The sequence below is a fragment of the Stenotrophomonas sp. GD03877 genome (genome assembly GCF_029840555.1).
GTDB lineage: Bacteria > Pseudomonadota > Gammaproteobacteria > Xanthomonadales > Xanthomonadaceae > Stenotrophomonas > Stenotrophomonas geniculata.
The window spans coordinates 104563-122612 of the sequence record NZ_JAOCCT010000013.1 but is presented as its reverse complement, the minus strand read 5'-3'; the positions used below and the strand labels follow the sequence as shown (position 1 = coordinate 122612).

The 18050-nt window shown below is 69.0% G+C and carries 13 protein-coding genes and 1 pseudogene; 11 read left to right on the top strand and 3 right to left on the bottom strand.

Annotation, left to right across the window (positions count from 1 at the left end; translation table 11 throughout):
- Positions 1-121: 121 nt before the first annotated feature.
- The 6 genes from N5D20_RS11985 (at position 122) to N5D20_RS11960 (ending at position 5758) form a co-directional block, all read left to right on the top strand.
- Positions 122-577: a MarR family transcriptional regulator gene (locus tag N5D20_RS11985; protein WP_012481667.1), complete on the top strand. Its 456-nt coding sequence runs from the start codon at positions 122-124 to the stop codon at positions 575-577.
- Positions 578-685: 108 nt separating this feature from the next.
- Positions 686-895, top strand: a complete 210-nt coding sequence (locus N5D20_RS11980; RefSeq protein WP_005411696.1) for a DUF1656 domain-containing protein — start codon at positions 686-688, stop codon at positions 893-895.
- Positions 892-1809: an efflux RND transporter periplasmic adaptor subunit gene (locus N5D20_RS11975; RefSeq protein WP_197579250.1), complete on the top strand. Its 918-nt coding sequence runs from the start codon at positions 892-894 to the stop codon at positions 1807-1809. The genes N5D20_RS11980 and N5D20_RS11975 overlap by 4 nt, the downstream gene beginning before the upstream one ends.
- Positions 1806-3266, top strand: coding sequence for an efflux transporter outer membrane subunit (locus tag N5D20_RS11970; RefSeq protein ID WP_197579251.1), 1461 nt, complete (start codon positions 1806-1808; stop codon positions 3264-3266). Before N5D20_RS11975 ends, N5D20_RS11970 begins: the two co-directional genes overlap by 4 nt.
- A 3-nt stretch (positions 3267-3269) precedes the next feature.
- Complete coding sequence (locus N5D20_RS11965; protein WP_197579252.1) at positions 3270-5309, top strand: FUSC family protein; 2040 nt, start codon at positions 3270-3272, stop codon at positions 5307-5309.
- A 50-nt stretch (positions 5310-5359) separates the two neighbouring features.
- The gene (locus N5D20_RS11960) at positions 5360-5758 is read left to right on the top strand and encodes a hypothetical protein (protein ID WP_197579253.1); all 399 of its coding nucleotides are present in this window, start codon (positions 5360-5362) and stop codon (positions 5756-5758) included.
- Between the two features lie 106 nt (positions 5759-5864).
- On the opposite strand, the gene recD is transcribed toward N5D20_RS11960, so the two are convergent.
- Genes recD through recC form a run of 3 tightly spaced genes read right to left on the bottom strand, consistent with a single transcriptional unit; the run spans position 5865 to position 14766 of the window.
- Positions 5865-7745 carry an exodeoxyribonuclease V subunit alpha gene (gene recD, locus N5D20_RS11955; protein WP_197579254.1) on the bottom strand — a complete coding sequence of 627 codons (1881 nt, stop codon included), beginning with the start codon at positions 7743-7745 and terminating at the stop codon, positions 5865-5867.
- The gene (recB, locus tag N5D20_RS11950; protein WP_197579255.1) at positions 7742-11422 is read right to left on the bottom strand and encodes an exodeoxyribonuclease V subunit beta; all 3681 of its coding nucleotides are present in this window, start codon (positions 11420-11422) and stop codon (positions 7742-7744) included. The genes recD and recB overlap by 4 nt, the downstream gene beginning before the upstream one ends.
- Positions 11419-14766 (bottom strand): exodeoxyribonuclease V subunit gamma, encoded by a 3348-nt coding sequence (recC, locus tag N5D20_RS11945; RefSeq protein ID WP_197579256.1) that lies wholly within the window; start codon positions 14764-14766, stop codon positions 11419-11421. Before recC ends, recB begins: the two co-directional genes overlap by 4 nt.
- A 189-nt stretch (positions 14767-14955) precedes the next feature.
- Here recC and N5D20_RS11940 point away from each other — a divergent pair, with 189 nt between their 5' ends.
- The 5 genes and pseudogenes from N5D20_RS11940 to N5D20_RS11920 all read left to right on the top strand — a co-directional run bounded on the left by N5D20_RS11940 (position 14956) and on the right by N5D20_RS11920 (position 18049).
- The gene (locus tag N5D20_RS11940; RefSeq protein WP_010487485.1) at positions 14956-15744 is read left to right on the top strand and encodes an ATP-binding cassette domain-containing protein; all 789 of its coding nucleotides are present in this window, start codon (positions 14956-14958) and stop codon (positions 15742-15744) included.
- Positions 15744-16493, top strand: coding sequence for an MlaE family lipid ABC transporter permease subunit (locus tag N5D20_RS11935; RefSeq protein WP_005414955.1), 750 nt, complete (start codon positions 15744-15746; stop codon positions 16491-16493). Before N5D20_RS11940 ends, N5D20_RS11935 begins: the two co-directional genes overlap by 1 nt.
- A gap of 59 nt (positions 16494-16552) precedes the next feature.
- A pseudogene (gene mlaD, locus N5D20_RS11930) lies at positions 16553-17017 on the top strand (outer membrane lipid asymmetry maintenance protein MlaD); the annotation flags it as partial.
- 56 nt (positions 17018-17073) lie between these two features.
- The gene (locus tag N5D20_RS11925; RefSeq protein WP_197579257.1) at positions 17074-17748 is read left to right on the top strand and encodes an ABC transporter substrate-binding protein; all 675 of its coding nucleotides are present in this window, start codon (positions 17074-17076) and stop codon (positions 17746-17748) included.
- A complete protein-coding gene (locus tag N5D20_RS11920; protein WP_019337965.1) occupies positions 17738-18049 on the top strand; it encodes an STAS domain-containing protein in 312 nt (103 codons plus the stop codon). Before N5D20_RS11925 ends, N5D20_RS11920 begins: the two co-directional genes overlap by 11 nt.
- The last annotated feature ends 1 nt before the right edge of the window (position 18050 follow it).

Genomic DNA, 18050 nt, shown 5'->3' with positions numbered 1-18050 from the left:
CCCGTCCGGCCCCCGCCGCCCCACCCGGCACCAGGCAGGCGCAACGCTTTCCTCAACCCACCCACCCATTCAGCAAAAACCATTGATAGGAATGAAATTAGTAGTATCCTATCTATCTCTTATGGACCGACCCCTCGACGAGCGCACCGTGCTGCAGATGCAGCTCAGCTCCGGCCTGCTGTACGCAGGGCGGCAGTGGCAGCGCCTTGCCGACAGCCGGCTCGGCAGCTACGGCATCTCCACCGCCTGCACCATGCCGCTGCTGATGATCGGCCGCTCCGGCGGTGGCATCCGCCAGGTGGCGCTGGCCCAGCAGCTGGGCATGGAGGGGCCTTCCCTGGTGCGCCTGCTGGACAAGCTGTGCGCCAGCGACCTGGTCCGCCGCGAAAGCGACGCCAGCGACCGCCGCGCCAACCTGCTGTGGCTGACCGACGCGGGCCACGCGCTGGTCAGCGAGCTGGAAGACCAGTTGATCGGCCTGCGCCAGGACGTGTTCGGCGAGCTTTCCATGGATGAACTGCACGCCGTGCTGAAGGCATGGCGCCTGCTGGCCGAGGCCGCCGACCGCATCACGTAAGAGCGCTGCCCCCGAACACCGCCGCTGCCGTGCACACGCCAGCGGCTTTTGCCCGTTGCCGTTGTTCTGTTGTTCCTCCCCTCCCCCACTCGCCCCCGCCCCCTACCGATGCCCGGTGAATTCAGTCTCCACGGTGTGTTCGTCCCGACCCTGCTCGGGTTGATGTTGTTGGCCTACCTGGTCAACAGCGGTCTGCACGCGCTGCTGCAGCGTGCCGGTGCCTATCGCCATATATGGCACCCGCCACTGTTCAACCTGGCGCTGTACGGGATCGTGCTGGGCCTGCTGTTCCACCTCCTGCGTTGGATGCAATCGTGAACAAGATCGTGAAGAAGACCCTGCCGGTGCTGCTCACCAGCGCAGCCGTGATCATCGCCCTGCTGGTGCTGCGCCAGCTGTGGGTCTATTACATGGATGAGCCGTGGACCCGCGATGCCCATGTCGGCGCCGACGTGGTGCAGGTAGCGCCGGACGTGTCCGGGCTGGTGGAAACGGTGCAGGTGGCCGACAACCAGGCGGTGAAGAAGGGCGACGTGCTGTTCGTGGTCGACCGCGCGCGGTACCGCATCGCGCTGGAACAGGCCAAGGCCAGTCTGGCCGAGCGCCAGGCCTCGGTCGCCCAGCTGCGCCGCGAGATCGGTCGCGACCGCAGCCTGCAGGATCTGGTCGCCGCCGAGGATGCCGAAGTGCGCCGCGCCAAGCTGCAGGCTGCACAGGCTGCGCTGGGCACCGCACAGGCGGCGGTCGACCTGGCCGAGCTCAACCTGGGCCGCACCGAGGTGCGCGCACCGGCCGATGGCCGGGTCAACGACCGCACCATGCGCGTGGGCGACTACGTGGTGGCCGGCAAGCCGGTGCTGGCGCTGCTGGACACCGGCTCGTTCCGCATCGACGGCTACTTCGAGGAAACCCGCCTGCGCGGCGTGGCCGCGGGGCAGCGCGTGGACATCCGCCTGATGGGCGAATCGGCGCCGCTGCGCGGCCATGTCGAGAGCATCGCCGCCGGCATCGAGGATCGCTACCGCAGCAACGGCAGCACCCTGCTGCCGAACGTGACCCCGGCCTTCGACTGGGTGCGGCTGGCGCAGCGCATTCCGGTGCGCATCGCCATCGACGAAGTGCCAAAGGGCGTTGAGCTGATTGCCGGCCGTACCGCCACGGTGACCGTACAGACCAACAGCACCAAGCATGCAGACAAGGTCGGCACCGCGCCGACGCAGGCGGGCCTGTGAACGCCACCCTGCCCCGTCTCGGCCTGATCGTCGCGCTGGCCAGCCTGGCCGCGTGCAGGACCGTCGGCCCGGACTACGCGCTGCCGGAAGGCTCGGCGTTCAAGCGCCCGGAGGCCAATGCGGCCTTCATCGATACGCAGAACCCGCAGGTGGCCGCCAACCAGGCGCTGCCCGACCGCTGGTGGTCGCTGTACAACGACCCGGTGCTGGACGGCCTGATCACCCAGGCGCTGCGTGACAACGTGGAACTGAAGGCCGCCGATGCGCACCTGCGACGTGCGGCCGCCGTGTACGAACAGGCGCTGGACGCCGGCGGCTTCGAGTACGAGGCCGAGGCCGGCGTCAGCCGCGCGCAGCTGTCGGCCGAATCGTTCCTGCAGGAGCACGAGCTGCCGGTGATCAACCTGGCCGATGGCAAGTTCGCGGTCAGCTACCAGTTCGACCTGTTCGGCAAGCTCAAGCGCGGCGCCGAAGCGGCGCGTGCCGACGAGCAGTCGGTGGCGGCGGCACGCGATCTGGCCCAGGTCAGTGTGGTCGCCCAGGTGGCCGACAGCTACCTGGAAATCTGCCATGCCAACCACGAACTGCACGTGGCCGAGCATTCGCTGCAGCTGCAACAGCGCAGCCGCACCGTTACCGAGCGCCTGATCGCGGCTGGCCGTGGCACGCCGCCGGAGCTGGCCCGCGCCAATGCCCAGGTGGCGCTGCTGGAAGCTGCACTGCCGCCGCTGCATGCGCAGCGCTCGGCGGCCGCCTATTCGCTGGCCGCCCTGCTCGGGCAGACCCCGGGCCAGCTGCCGGCTGGCGTGATCGACTGTGCACACGCGCCCGGCCTGGCGCAGCCGCTGCCGGTCGGTGATGGCCGCGCGCTGCTGCAGCGCCGCCCGGACGTGCGCCAGGCCGAACGCAAGCTGGCCTCGGCCACCGCGCGCATTGGCGTGGCCACCGCCGAGCTGTATCCGGACATCCGCCTGGGTGCCTCGGTGGGTGCCGCCGGCCTGCTGGAAGACTTCGGCACGCCGATGACCCAGCAATGGTCGATCGGCCCGCTGATCTCGTGGACGTTGCCGTCGTCGGGCACGCACGCGCGCATCCACGCCGCCGAAGCCGGTGCCGACGCGGCGCTGGCCGAGTTCGACCACACGGTCCTGCAGGCGCTGCGCGAGACCCAGACCGCGCTGGACCGCTATGCGCAGGACCTGCGCCGGCTGCAGTCGCTGCGCATCGCGCAGGAACAGGCCGCACTGGCTGCCGAGCAGAACCGCCGGCTGTACCAGGGTGGCCGCACGCCGTACCTGTCCAGCCTGGATGCCGACCGCAGCCTGGCCACCAGCGATGCCACCCTGGCCGCTGCCGAAGCGCAGGTCTCGCGCGACCAGATCCACCTGTTCCTGGTATTGGGTGGTGGCTGGCAGGCCAGCGCCGCCGCGCCCAACGCCTCGACCGCAGCGAAGTAAGCCATGAACGCGCTGACCGACCGCCAGGCCTGGCTGTTCTCGATCAAGACCTACCTGGCCGCGGTGGCCGCGCTGTACATCGCCATGGCCGGCAACCTGTCGCGCCCGTACTGGGCGATGGGCACGGTGTACATCGTCAGCCAGCCGCTGCTGGGCCCGACCCGTGCCAAGGGCGTGTACCGCATCGTCGGCACCCTGGTGGCCGGCCTGGCCACCCTGCTGGTGCTGCCGGCACTGGTGGAAACGCCGCTGGTCCTGAGCGCGGCGATGTCGATCTGGCTGGCCGGCTGCCTGTTCATGGCCCTGCTCAACCGCGGGCCGCGCGGCTACGCGTTCCTGCTGGCCGGCTACACCACCGCCTTCATCGGCTTCCCCGCAGTGACCTCGCCGGAAACCATCTTCGACACGGTGGTGGCGCGCAGCGAGGAGATCATCCTCGGCACGGTGGTGGCGGTGCTGTTCGCCTCGCTGCTGTTCCCGGCCTCGGTGCGCCCGATGCTGCGCGCCCGCATCGGCAACTGGATGGAGGACGCCGCGCAGTGGTGCCGGCAGATCCTGGAACGTGGCCGTGCACACGCGCCGCGCAACCGGTTGGCCGCCGATCTGGTGCAGTTCGAGGCGCTGATCGAATTCCTGCGCCGCGATGATCCACGCCATGCAGGGTCGGCGGTGTCGATGGAGCGCCTGCGCGAGCGCATGCTGCTGCTGTTGCCGGTGCTGTCCTCGATCGCCGACCGCCTGAGTGCGTTGCGCAGCGATGGCCAGGCGTTGCCGGAAGGCCTGCCGGAGCTGATCGACGCCATCCACGACTGGCTCGACGGGCCGACCAATGCCAGCGAGTACGCCCGCCTGCGCGCGCGCATCAGTGCGCTGAAGCCGCAGGTGGACCGCGACCTGCAGCACCTGCAGCTGGCCAGCCTGCTGCTGCGCCTGGAAGAACTGGTGGACCTGTGGCAGGACTGCCGCACCCTGCAGCATGCCATCGACCACGGCACCGCGCCGCTGGACCGCGCGCACTACCGCATCCGCACCGAACGGGTGGCCGCCGACAAGCACGTCGACTACGGCATGGCGCTGTTCTCCGCGCTCAGTGCCGGCGTGGCGCTGATGAGCTACTGCGTGCTGTGGATCGCGCTGGGATGGGAAGGCGGCGGCAACGGCGCGATGATGGCCGCGGTGACCGCCGCGTTCTTCGCCGCACAGGACGATCCGGCACCGAGCATGGTGTCGTTCCTGGTGTGGGCGATGGTCGCCTCGGTGGTGGCCGGCGTGTACCTGTTCGGCGTGTTCCCGGCCGTGCACGACTTTGGCCTGCTGGCACTGGTGCTGGCGGTGGCGTTCCTGCCCCTGGGGCTGATGCTGCACCACCCCAAGAGCGCGTTGTTCGCGCTGCCGCTGACAGTGAACCTGGCTGCGCTGCTGAGCCTGCAGAACACCTACAGCGCCAACATCCAGACCTTCCTCAACTCGTCCATCGCAATGTTCATCGGCATTGGCTTTGCGGTGGTGATGACCCGCCTGTTCCGTTCGGTGGGTGCCGAATGGACCGCGCGCCGGCTGGTGCGGCAGGGCTGGACCACACTGGCCGAAGCCGCCGAAGGACGTGGCCAGCAGGACCGCCAGCGCTTCGCCGCGCGCATGCTCGACCTGCTGGGCCTGCTCGCACCGCGCCTGGCGGCGACGCCCGAGGGCAGTGACATCGCTTCGGTGGACATGCTCAATGAGGCGCGCATCGGCCTGAACATCCTGCAGCTGCGCCGCGCCCGTCTGGAACTGCCCGAGCGCAGCCGCGAGGCGGTCGAGCACATCCTCGAGGAAATCGCCGCGCACTACCGCCGGCAGATTGCCGCGCGCAAGCCGATGGTGGCGGCTGAGGCGCTGCGCGAGCGGCTGGATACCTCGCTGGGCCGGGTTGGCAGCGTGGGCGCCTGCAAGGCCCGCGACGAGGCGCTGATGGGCCTGATCGGACTGCGCTTCGCGTTGTTCCCGGAGGCAAAAGCGTTGGCGCCGGGGCTGGCAATGGACACGGGGACGCAGACGTAGCGCGCTACCCTGTGTGCCCACAGACCCCGGCACTGCAACAGGACGGTTCAATGAGTTACGACATGATGGTGTTCGAGGCCAGCGCCGCCCCGCGTGAGGCGGCGGCGTTCATCGCCTGGTTCGAAAAGCAGACGCAGTGGAACGAGCGCCACGAGTACGACAACCCGGCGGTCAGCAGCCCGGCGCTGCAGGCCTGGTTCGCGGAGATGGCGCAGGACTTCCCGCCGTTGAACGGGCCGTTGAGCAACGACGATGACGACCGTGCCGAGGTAACCGATTACAGCATCGGGCAGCAGGTGATCTACGGTGCGTTCGCATATTCGGTGGCTGAGCGCGCGCATGGGCGCGTGCAGGACCTGGCCGAGAAGTACGGCGTGGGGTTCTTCGATGTGAGCGCCGATGAAGCGGCGATCGTGTTCCCCGATGGCCTGGTGCTGATCGCGGAATGACGCAGGGTCGGATCCCTCCCGAAGGGAGGGCTCCGACCCGGAACGGGCGTGTCTCGGGCGATGGGGTCAGAGCCCGTTCCCGGTGGGAACGGGATCCGACCCCGGTTCAGAACAACTGGCCCTGCACCGTGGGTTGCTCGATGGGTGCCGGTGCTTCGGCCACCTCTTCCGCACCCAACCGCCAGGCCAGACCACCCAATCGGCTGGCATGCCGCTTCAACGCGGCCTGCAGCACCTCTGCGCTGCCGGCCACATGCAGGACCTGGCGGGCGCGGGTCAGGCCGGTGTAGACCAGCTCGCGTGACAGCACGCGGCTGTCCTGGCGTGGCAGCTGCAGCCACACTTCGTCGAACTCCGAGCCCTGTGCCTTGTGCACGGTCATCGCGAAGGCGCTTTCGTGCGCAGGCAACGCGGCCGGGTGGAAGGCGCGTGGCTGCTCGACGGTATCGCCGGGGAACCAGGCCACCATCGCGCCGCTGCCATCGCGCAGGCAGATGCCGATATCGCCGTTGAACAGGCGGTGCCGGTAGCTGTTCTCGGTGACCAGCAGCAGGCGGCCCTGGAAGTAGCCCGGGGTGTTGCCTGCCAGCAGCTGTTCGATGCGGCTGTTGAGCCCGCGCGCGCCCTGCGGGCCTTCGCGCAATGCGGTCAGCACGCGCAGGCGCCCGGCCTGCTGCAGGGCACTTACCGGATCAGCGGCCTCGGCCAGCGCGCGCCAGTGGCCGAGCAGATGCTCGCGTTGGCCACGCAATGGATCGGCTTCGCCTTCATGGAAATGCACGCCAGCCAGTGAACCGCCACGCAGCAGCTGCAATGCGGTGCTGCTGTCGCCTTCGCGCACGGCATGCGCCAGCGGCGCCAGGTCCAGCGCATCACTCTGACGGTAACCGCGCTGCAGCTGCACGCGGCGGCCAGCAAAGGCGCGTGGTGCCGCCGGCGGCTGCAAGGTGGCCGGCGCCAGCAGACCATGCAGTGCCTGCGCGTCGTCAGCACGGGTGCCGATGCCATCGCCGCTGGCGCGCAGGATCGCGCTGAGCACGTCGCCAGCTTCGACCGACGGCAGCTGGTCGGGATCGCCGAGCAGGATCAGCCGGGTGCCGCTGGCGATCGCGTCGACCAGTTTGGCCATCATCGGCAGATCGATCATCGACGCTTCGTCGACCACCACCACGTCCACCGGCAATGGGTTGTCAGCATGGTGTCGGAATCGTGGCGAATCGGGAATCACGCCGAGCAGGCGATGCAGGGTGGTACCGGTACTGGGCAATGCCTTGCACAACGTCGGGTCCAGTCCTTGTTCCTGCAGGCGTTGCACGGCTACGCGCAGGCTCTCGGCCATGCGCTCGGCTGCGCGACCGGTGGGCGCGGCCAACGCCACCTCGGGCAGCGGCTGGCCAGCGTGCAGGGCCTGCGCCGCCAGCAGCAGCAACAGGCGCGCGATGGTGGTGGTCTTGCCGGTGCCGGGGCCGCCGGTGACCAGGGCCAGCGGATGGCGCAGGGTCACGCCGGCTGCGCGTGCCTGGTGATCTTCACTGTTCAATGCCTGCGGGAACAGCTGCGCGAACAACGGCGCCAACGCCGTCATGTCCGGCGCCGGCAGCGGATGCCGGCCGATGCGCTGCAGCCCGGCCGCCAACTGACGCTCGTATTCGCGGTAGCGGCGCAGGTAGACCAGCCCGTTTTCCAGCACCAGCGGCGCATCCTCGGCGATGGCCTCAGCCTGGTCCGGCGTGGCCACCCACGGCGATGCACGCAGCTGGGCAAGCCAGTCCTGCGCATCCGGCCATTCCGGAACGCCTTCCAGCAGGCGCTGCGGCTGCGCCGGATCGAAACCGGCATGGCCCTGCGACACCGCCAGCGAGGCCAGCGCCGCCGCCAGCGCCACGCTGTCCGGCGTGTCGTCGCGCAACCGCTTCAGGCTGGTCGCCAAGGCATGGTCAAGGGTGCGCAGCAGGCCCTTCTGGTGCAGCTCCTTCAGCAGGCTCATGCGCTGGCTCCACGGGCACGTGCGGCCAGTTCGGCCTGGGCCTGCTCGCCACCGGCGAACAGCGCGTCGAGCGCATCTACCAACGCCAACGGGAAACGATCCACATGCACGCCATTGCCGGCAGCATCCAGGCCGCGGCAGAACAGGTAGCGGATGCCGCCCATGTCGCGCTCGTAGTCGTAGGCCGCGCCCAGGCGGAAACGCAGCCAGCGATGCAGGGCCACGGTGTAGATCAGCGCCTGCAGGTCGTACTCGCTGTGCCGCATGGCAATGGCCAGCAGGTCCGGGCTGTAGCCGGGCAGGCGGTTGGACTTGTAGTCGAGCACGTACCAGCGCCCGTCGCGCACGTAGGTCAGGTCGATCATGCCGGTCATCAGCCCTTCCAGGCGGCGACGCTGGCCGAAGCCTCGACGACCACTGGAAACGCCGTGCGCATGAAGGACTTGCAGCAGCGCCGGCACCGTGGTCGGTTCGATGGCGAAATGGAAGTCGATTTCCGCGCGGCGCTCGCCTTCGGCCAGGCTGTACAGGGCGCCGCCTTCGGGCAGCGGTACGGTCAGCGTGTGGCCAACCAACGGCACCAGCACGGCGACGCCGTCGTCCAGATCGACATCGGCATAGCCTTCGTCGTGCAGCGCCTTGCGCAGCACCTCGGCCTGCCCCTCGGGCGCTTCCATTCCCGGTTGCCAATCCGCCCATGCAGCGAAGTCGACGTTCTCCATGGCCTCATGCAGCACGTTGCCGAAGCGACTGCCCATGAAGCGCGGATCGAGCGGTGCGCTGTCCTCGGCGGCCGCGGTGGGTTCCGGCAGGGCCGGTTCCAGCGGCAGTTCCGGGCCAGCCGGTTCGTCGGCCGCCGGTGCTGGCAGCTCGGTGGCGGCCGCTTCAATATCGTCGCCGGCGCCAGCATCGGCATGGGCCAGCTGGGTAAAGCTGTAAACCCACCAGTCATGCGGCACGCGCCGGGTCAGTGCACGCACCGCCGGAAGCTCACCCTCCACTTCGGCCGCCAGCTGCGGCAGCGCGGCCGGTATCTCACTGTCATCGATGTGCACATCGGCGTGCGCGCGCAGCGCCTGCAGGTCACCCAGCAGCGGCGCCAGACGTGTCTTGCCGAGCCCGGCCAGATCACCCACGGCGATCCACAGCGCATGCTCGGCGCGGGTCAGTCCCACATACAGCAGGCGCGCATCCTCGGCACGCTGCTCGCGCTCACGCTGGCTGCTGGCCGCTTCCCAGGCCTCGTCCTTATCCAGCTTCCAGTGCAGCTGGCGCTCGCCGCCGACGTGCACGGTGCAGTGCGAGGCGGTGTTCGGTGCGCCGCCGTCGATGCCGACAAAGGGCAGGAAGACCAGCGGATACTCCAGGCCCTTGCTCTTGTGCAGCGTGATGATCTGCACGCGGCGCGCATCCGATTCCAGGCGCAGCAGCTGCTGCTCGTCATCCTGGTCGGCGCTGGCCATCTGTCCCTGCAGCCAATCCAGCAGGCCATGCATGCCCAGCGCCTGCGCCGAGGCTTCCTGCAGCAGTTCACCCAGCTGCAGGTAATTGGTCAGGCGGCGCTCGCCATCGATCAGCGCCAGCAGGCGCTCGCCCTGCGCGGCACAGACATCGGCGATCACCGCGAACGGACCGCCGCGCTGCCAGCGCTCGCGCCAGTGCAGCAGCTGCGCCTGGAACCCGCGTTGCAGGTCACCCTCGCGTTCCATCGCCGCAATCGCACTTGCGCGCTGGCCGAGCAGTACCGTGGCCAGCGCTGCGCGCAGGCGGCCTTCGTCAGCCGGTTGCAGCAGTGCCAGCAGCAGCGCACGCAGATCGCGCGCTTCAGCAGTGGAAAACAGGCTCTGCTTGCCGGCTGCCACTGCCGGAATGCCGACCGCGGCCAGCGCGCGCTGTACCAGGGTGGCCTCGCGATGCGAGCGCACCAGCACCGCGATATCACCGGGCTGCACCGGGCGTCCGCGCAACACGGCATTGCCCGCACGCGCCTCGACCAGGATCTGGTGGATGGCGGCCACGCAGGCCTGGGTGGCCGCGTCACGCGAGGCGTCGGCACTCATCGCCTTGTCACCGCCATTACGCAGCACGCGCAAGGTGAGCGCCGCGGCGGCATGGCCGTCGCGCTGGTAGTCCGCATCGCTGCGCACGCCACCGGGCCGCACCGGCTCGAACTGGATGTCGCGTTCGAGGAAGGCGTCTTCGCCAGCGTTGTCGTACAGCGCCTGCAGCGCGCGCAGCACAGCGGGTCGCGAGCGGAAGTTCTGGTCCAGCACCGGCGCCTGCTGCGCCACCTGCTTGGCCTTCAGGTAAGTGTGGATATCACCGCCGCGGAAACCGTAGATCGCCTGCTTGGGGTCGCCGATCAGGAACAACGCCGGTGCCAAGCCCAGCTCGCGCACCTCCGGCGAATCGCCGAACACGGTGTGGAAGATGCCCCACTGGCGATCGTCGGTATCCTGGAACTCATCAACCAGCGCGATGCGGTACTGCGCGCGCAGCTGCCTGACCAGCGTCAGTCGCTGCGGGCCTTCGAGGGCGAGCGCTACGCCATCGATCAGATCGTCGTAGGTCTGCACCCGGCGCGTGCGCTTCAGCGCCTGCAGCCGCTGCGTGGCGTCGGCGCGAAGCGCGTGCAGGAAATCCAGCGCGGTGGCGCGCAACCAGGCATCGCGTTCGGCCAGCAACGCGACATAGCGCGCCAACGGCGCCTGCAAAGCGGATGACGGCGTGCGCTCGGCGAACTTCTTGTTGGTCTTGGCGGCCAACGCCTCCGGCAGCAGCGCCGGCAGGCGTTCGCTGATCAGCAGCTCGCGCGGGTCGGCGCGCCCTGCCCAAGCCAGCAGCTGCCGGCCCAGCGGATGCAGCCAACCCAACTTGTAGGACACACCGTTGAGCCACTTGTTGTCGACCGCATCGCAGAGGTCGATGAAGAACTGCTCGCCATGCTCGCGCACGCTTGCGGACAGTGCTTCTGCCGCGCTCTGCAATGCCGGGTGTGGATCGGCCAGTGTCACCGGCTGTGGCAGCGGATGCAGCGGTGGCGTGCCCAGCAACGCGCGCAGATCGGCGGCCAGCGCGTCCGGGTTGGACCACAGCCAGGTCAGCGGCTCCAGCGTGGCCGGGTCGTTGGCGTGCACCCGCCACAGGTCGGCCGCCAGCTCCTCCAGCAGCTCGCGGTCACTGGCCAGCAGTTCCGGCGGATCGAAGGTATGGCCGCTCTCCAGCGCATGCTCGCGCAGCACGCGGGTGCAGAAGCCGTGGATGGTGAAGATGGACGCCAGATCGATCTCGTCGGCCGCCACCTGCAGACGGCGTTTCAATGCGGCGGCGCTTTCGCTGCCCTCGTGCAGATGACGCTGCAGCACCGCGCGGGTGAGGCGCACGTCCGGCGCTTCGCCCTCGGCCGGTTCCAGATCGACCAGGCGTGCGGCCAGCGCCAGGCGCTCGCGGATGCGCTTGCGCAGTTCCTGGGTAGCGGCGTCGGTGAAGGTCACTGCCAGGATCTGGCCGATGCGCAGGCCCTGCTCCACCACCAGGCGGGTGAACAGCGTGGCCAGGGTGAAGGTCTTGCCGGTGCCGGCGCTGGCTTCGATGAGGCGGATGCCGTCCAGCGGCAGGGTCAGGTAGGGATCACGGCTGAGGGATTCGATGCCGTCTTCGGCGATGGCGGTGCTCATGCGTTGCCCTCCTGGCGTGCTTCGGCGCCGAGAGTGCGGCCTTCGCGCACCGCGCTGAAGACCACCTGGCTGTTACGCAGCAGGTCGGCATAGCTGGCATCGGTGGCGAACGGATCGGCACCGCGCAGCAGCAGCTGCCAGGCGTCGCTGCTGGATTCACCCCAGGTGCGGTCGCTGCCGTGCCACTGCTTCCAGCCTTCGCTGCGCTGTTTTTCTGTCGGCGCGTTGTACAGCACCCAGCCAGTGTACGGGGCAAAGCGCAGCGGCTCACGCAGGCCACGCTGACGCAGCTGCAGCAACGCACGCAGCGCCGCGCGTGCAGCGGGAACCCTCAGCGCCGGTACGACGTGCGGGCCGGGACCGGCATCGCCACCATCGTGGAACTGCACAAGTGGCAGCGCGTCGCCAGCGGCGTTGGCCAGCAGCCAGTCCAGGCCCTGGCGGATCACTGCATTGCCATTGAGCGTGCCGGCACGCAGGCGCACCAGCCCTTCGGGATGCCGATCGGCGACGCGGCCATGCAGGCGCACGCCGTCGATGTCCACTTCGTAGCGGCGGCTTTCCAGTGGTTCGCCCTGCATCCAGCCCAGCAGCGCGCTGGCATACGGGCGCGTCTTCAACTGCTCCACCTCGAACTGGCGCTCGCCCAATGGCCCCGAGGGCAGCAGGCCACGCGCGCGCAGCCGCGGGTACAACGGCTCGGTATCGCCGCTGAGCGTGGCGCGCACCACCGCCGCCTGCACGCTGCGCTTTTCCGGCCCGCGCGAGGACAGCACCAGCGGTTCCAGGTCATCAACCTCGTCGACATCGTCGGCCAGACGCAGGCCCAGCGACTGTGCGAGGAACTGCCCGGCCGGGTCGCACAGGAAGCGGCGCAGGGTATCGAGCGCGACCTCCTCTTCCACTGCATCGTCGAGCGGCGGCGGCAACGGTGCATCGAACCACGGCTGCAGGCCACCGCGCTGGCCGGTGAGGCGACCGGCGGCCGGATGCCACTGGCGGCGATAACTGAAACGGCGTGGATCACCATCGCCGAACGCGGCTGGCGAGAACGGCTGCAAGGCATGACGCACGGTGAAGTCGCGGACCGCCGCAGGCGGATCGAGGTGATACGCGGCGGCGGCATCGATCAGTTCGCTGACCAGTACCGACGGCTCGCGCACGCTGCCATCGCGCGGATCGGCGCCGAGATAGCTGAGATAGAACACCTCCTGCGCGGCCGCGAACAGCTGCAGGAACAGGAAGCGGTCGTCTTCCCGGGTAGAGCGGTCACCCGGACGGCGGCGCGGCGTGTCCAGCTCGGCGGTGAGCTGGTTGAGACCAGCGGCCGGGTCGCGGCGCGGGAAATCACCATCGTTGAGCCCGAGCACGCAGATCACCCGGAACGGCAGCAGGCGCATCGGCACCATGCGGCCGAAACTGATGCCACCGGTCAGCAGCGGCGCGCGCGTATCGGCCTCGCCCAGTACGCCGGCGAAGTGCGAACGCACCACCTCCGGCGGCACGCCGTCTTCGAAACCGGCCTTGGCGGCATCGTCGGCGAACTGGTTGAGCAGCTTGCGCAGGCGCTCCAGCGCGCGCTGGCTGTTGGGCGAGCTGGGCGCGGTGGGCAGCAGTGCATCCAGCAGCGACAGCAGGCGCTGCCGCCACTGCGCCGGGGTCAGCAGCTCGCCGAGGCGACGCTGATAGATCGCCAGCACGCGCAACAGGCGCAGCAGCCGGTCCAGCGCGTCCAGCGCGCCGCCTTCCAGTTCGATCCACGGCGCCACACCGGCCAGGTCAGCCTCACTGCCGGTGGCATGGCCGAGTACCAGGCGATCCAGCGCGAACTGCCAGGTGTAGGCGTCGTCGGCCGGTGCCTGGTGCTGGTTGCGGTGCTTCGCATCCAGGCCCCAGCGTGCACCGGCCTGCTGCAGCCAGCCATGCAGGCGATCGAAGTCCACCGCTTCCAGCCCGGCCGCCTCGGCCAGCGGCGCGCTGGCCAGCAGGTCCAGCACTTCGTTCAAGCCAAAGCGCGAGACCGGCAGGCCCAGCAGATGCACGAACACATCGGCCAGCGGCTCGCCCGCCAGTGGACTGCTGTCGGCCAGCGCATACGGAATGTGCTCCTCCTCGCCGCCGCGACCGCCGAACACTGCTTCCAGGTACGGCACATAGGGATCGATGTCCGGTGCAAGCACCGCGATCTCGCGCGCCTGCAGCGGCGGGTCGAAGCGCGGATCCTGCAGCAGGCTGCGCAGCTGGTCGTGCAGCACCTGCAGCTCGCGCAGCCGGGTATGGCAGGCGTGCACCTGCAGGCTGGGGTCATCACTGCGCAGGCCGTCGCGCAGCTCGCCCGAGGGCAGTGCGCGGCGGTGGAACAGATCGCGCTGCAGGCGATGCAGCAGGCTGTCGGACAGGCCGCCTTCGTCCAGGGTCGGCCGGGTGTCCTCCTCCGGATCGGAATAGGCGGCGATCTCGCCGGCCGGATGCACTACCTCGTAACTGCCCAGCACCGCCATGAAGTCGCGCCCGGCCGCACCCCAGGCTTCCAGCAGGCGGTTCTCGCCGGCCGCTTCACCGAAGGGATCGGGCGCGCCGCTGCGCAGGCGCTCGGCCAGTGTCTGCAGGTCGCCCCAGTACGACTGCACCGGGGTAGGCATGTAGAAGTGCAGCTCGCCCACCCGGGCCTGGGTGGCCATCACCCGCAGCACGTCGGGCGAGATGTTGAGCGTTGCGAACGCGGACATGCGCGGCGGCAAGCCCTGCGGCAGCGGCTGGCCAGCACCCTCGAAGCGGTCCAGGTACTCCTGGATGCGCCGTGCGCGATAGTCGTGGCCTTGGGTGATGGTGCGCCACAGGATCGCCTGCGGATCGGCCGGATCGGCGCCGGCCGCCCAGCGCAGCAGCCAGTCACGCCGCCAGGCCTGGTACTTCTCGAACACCGAGGCCAGCTCGCCGGCGAGCGCCCACGGTTTCAATGCGTCATCGCCGGCAAGATAGGACTGCAGCGCGCGCATCGGTGGCTGCGCCAGCAACGCCGGGTCGCGCAGCGCCTGGTACAGCTTCCAGTGCAGGCCGGCGGCGTCCAGATCATCCTGCTCCCCGCTGACGTTGGCCTTCAGCGCGCGCGCCACGAACTCACCCGGGGTCAGGAACTCGAGGTTGGCGGCGACACCGAACTCGGCCGCCAGTGTCGCCTGCAGCCAACGCCGCATCGCCACCTGCGGGATCAGCACCACTTCCGGCGCCAGCAGCGGCTGGCCCGGTACCGGCGCACGCACGTTGCGCGCCAGCAGCGCGGCCAGCACGTCCAGGGAGTTGGAATGGTAGAGGCGGAAATCGCTGCCTGGGTCACTCATCATGCACAGTGTGCAGGACGGCAGGCAGTATTCAATGGTCAGCCCATCGCCGGTACGGATTGTTCCGGGCTGCCGGGTGATTGTCCCGGCCTGCGCGAGGCCTTGCCGTGCAACAATACTGGACCGTCCAGTCTGCTTATGTTCAGCCGACGGGCCCGATCCTTCGATGTCTAAAAAACGTTAATGGTGCCCATGTCGGCTTCCACCTCCAGTCTGGTGCAGTTATCCAACGTCCGCATCGACCGGAGCGGACGCACGATCCTGCGCGACGTGTCGCTGCAGGTGCCCAAGGGCAGCATCACCGCGGTGCTCGGTCCGTCCGGCAGCGGCAAGTCGACCCTGCTGGCGGCGCTGACCGGCGAACTGCGCCCGGTCGCCGGCGAGGTCACCCTGTTCGGCAAGCCGATCCCGCATGACAGCGGCGCGCTGCTGGAAATGCGCAAGAGCGTGGGCGTGCTGCTGCAGGGCAACGGCCTGCTGACCGACCTCACCGTGGCCGAGAACGTCGCCCTGCCGCTGCGCACGCACACCCGCCTGCCGACCGCCGTGCTGCGCCGGCTGGTGCAGATGAAGCTGCATGCAGTGGGCCTGCTGGCCGCCGCCGATGCCTGGCCGCGCGAGCTGTCCGGTGGCATGGCGCGCCGTGTGGCGCTGGCCCGTGCACTGGCGCTGGACCCGCCGCTGATGATCTACGACGAGCCGCTGACCGGGCTGGACCCGATCGCCTCGGGGGTGATCATGAGCCTGATCCAGCGCCTCAACCACAGCCTGGGCCTGACCAGCATCATCGTCAGCCACCACGTGCACGAGACCCTGCCGATCTGCGACCAGGTGATCGCGATCGCCAATGGCGGCATCGTGTTCCAGGGCACGCCCGAGGCACTGCAGTCCAGCCAGGACCCGCTGCTGCGGCAGTTCCTGCACGGCCAGCCGGATGGCCCGATTCCGTTCGATGCCGCGCCACGCGCGAGGGTTGCCTGATGCCGTTCGTCCAAGCCACCCGCTCGCTGGGCCGCGCCGGCCTGTTCTCGCTGACCGTGCTGCGCGGTTCGCTGCCCACGCGTGATTTCCTGGCCGAGCTGACCCGCGAGATCTACAAGATCGGCGCGCGCTCGCTGCCGATCATCGCCGTCGGCGGTGCCTTCGTCGGCCTGGTGCTGACCCTGCAGGGCTACCGCACGCTGACCACCTTCGGCGCGGCCGACGCGCTGTCGACCCTGCTCGGCCTGTCACTGTACCGTGAGCTGGCACCGGTGCTGACCGCGCTGCTGTTCATCGGCCGCGCCGGCAGCTCGATCGCCGCCGAACTGGGCCTGATGCGTGCCACCGACCAGATCAAGGCGCTGGAGCTGATGGCGATCGACCCGGTGGCCAAGGCGGTGGCGCCGCGCTTCTGGGCGGCGGTGCTGACCGTGCCGTTGCTGACCGGCATCTTCTGTTCGCTGGCGATCAGCGCCAGCTACTTCGAAGCGGTGCATGTGCTGGGCCTGGACAACGGCGTGTTCTGGTCAGCGCTGCGCAACAGCGTGGATTTCTGGGACGACTTCGGCGTGGCAATGCTGAAGTCGGCGATCTTTGGCGGCACTGCCGCGCTGGTCGCCGCCTACGTTGGTTTCCATGCCGAGCCGACCATCGAGGGCACCTCGGTGGCGACCACCCGTGCAGTGGTCAACGCTTCGCTGCTGGTGCTGATGTTCAACTTCGTGCTGTCGGCAATGTTGTTCACCTAACCCCTCCACCGGCGGTGCGCAGGCGCGCGCGGCCACCACGACTCGATCAGGTAATCCACATGGCCATCCGCGGTCCCAGACTTGAATTCTCTGTCGGCGCATTCCTGCTGCTGGCCCTGGCCTCGCTGATGGTGCTGGCCGTGGCCTCCACCAACCAGCGCTGGAGCTGGGGCAGTGAAGGCTATGACCTGAAGGCGCGCTTCTCCCAGGTCGGCCAGCTGCGCAAGCAGGCGCCGGTGAAGATCGGCGGCGTCACCGTTGGCCAGGTCGCCTCGATCGACCTGGACCCGGTGAAGTTCGAATCGATCGTGACCCTGCGCATGGACAGCAAGGTCAAGGACCTGCCGGCAGACACCTCGGCCGGCATCTTCACCAGTGGTTTGCTCGGCGAGAGCTATATCGGTCTGCAGCCGGGCGGTGATCCGGACGTGCTGAAGGCCGGCGACGAGATCGTCTTCACCCAGCCGGCGGTGGACCTGATCCAGCTGGTCGGCAAGTACATGTTCAGTGGCGGCGCCGGTGGCGGCGCTGCTCAGAAGCCCAACGATGGCGCGCAGGCGCCTGCAACGGAACCGCAACCATGAAGATGAAACTGATCCCGGCCCTGCTCGCCTCGGCGCTGCTGGCGGCTACCCCGTTCCTGGCCCAGGCCCAGGCCGCCGCGCCTGCCGCCGCGCCTGCCGCTGCAGCGACGCAGAGCCAGGCCGGCAAGGTGGTGATCGATGCCAGCAGCCGCATCCTGTCCACGCTGCAGCAGCGCAAGAGCGAGTTCACCAGCAACCCGGCCAGCCTGCGCAGCTACATCGACAGCGAGCTGACCCGCACCTTCGACCGCGACTACGCCGCGCGCCTGGTGCTGGGCCCGCACGCCCGCGGTGCCTCCGACGCCGACATCAAGCTGTTTGCCGATGCCATGGCCGACAGCCTGATGCAGCGCTACGGCTCGACCCTGCTCAACATCCAGGGCAAGCCGAGCTTCCGCCTGAAGGGTGAAAGCCCGCTGCCGGGCAATCGTGGCGTGCGCGTGAGCACCGAACTGGTGCGCGCCGGCAACGAGCCGACCCCGGTCGAGTACTGGATGCGCAACGTGAATGGCCAGTGGAAGATCTTCGACGTCAACATCGAAGGCATTTCCTACGTGCAGACCTTCCGCAACCAGTTCGATACCCCGCTGCGCCAGAAGGGCATCAAGCAGGTGGCCAACGAACTGCACAGCGGCAGCATGCAGGCCGGGCCCGCGGGCAATGGCAAGTAACGCACTGGCGCTTCTGGAAGGCGACACCCTGCGCCTGCGCGGGGTGCTCGACCGTGCCGCGGTGATCGCGCTGTGGCCGCAGCTGCAGGCCCTGCCGGCGAAGCTGTCACGGCTGGAGCTGGGTGAGGTCGAACGCGTGGACAGCGCCGGCCTGGCGCTGCTGGCCGAACTGGCCGCACGTGCGCGCAACGCCGGCCACCCACTGGCGATCTCCGGCGCACCGGCCGGCTACAACGAGCTGAGCGCAGCCTACCGGCTGTCGCCCGACCTGGATTTCAACGCTACTTCTGCTGCGAGCTGAC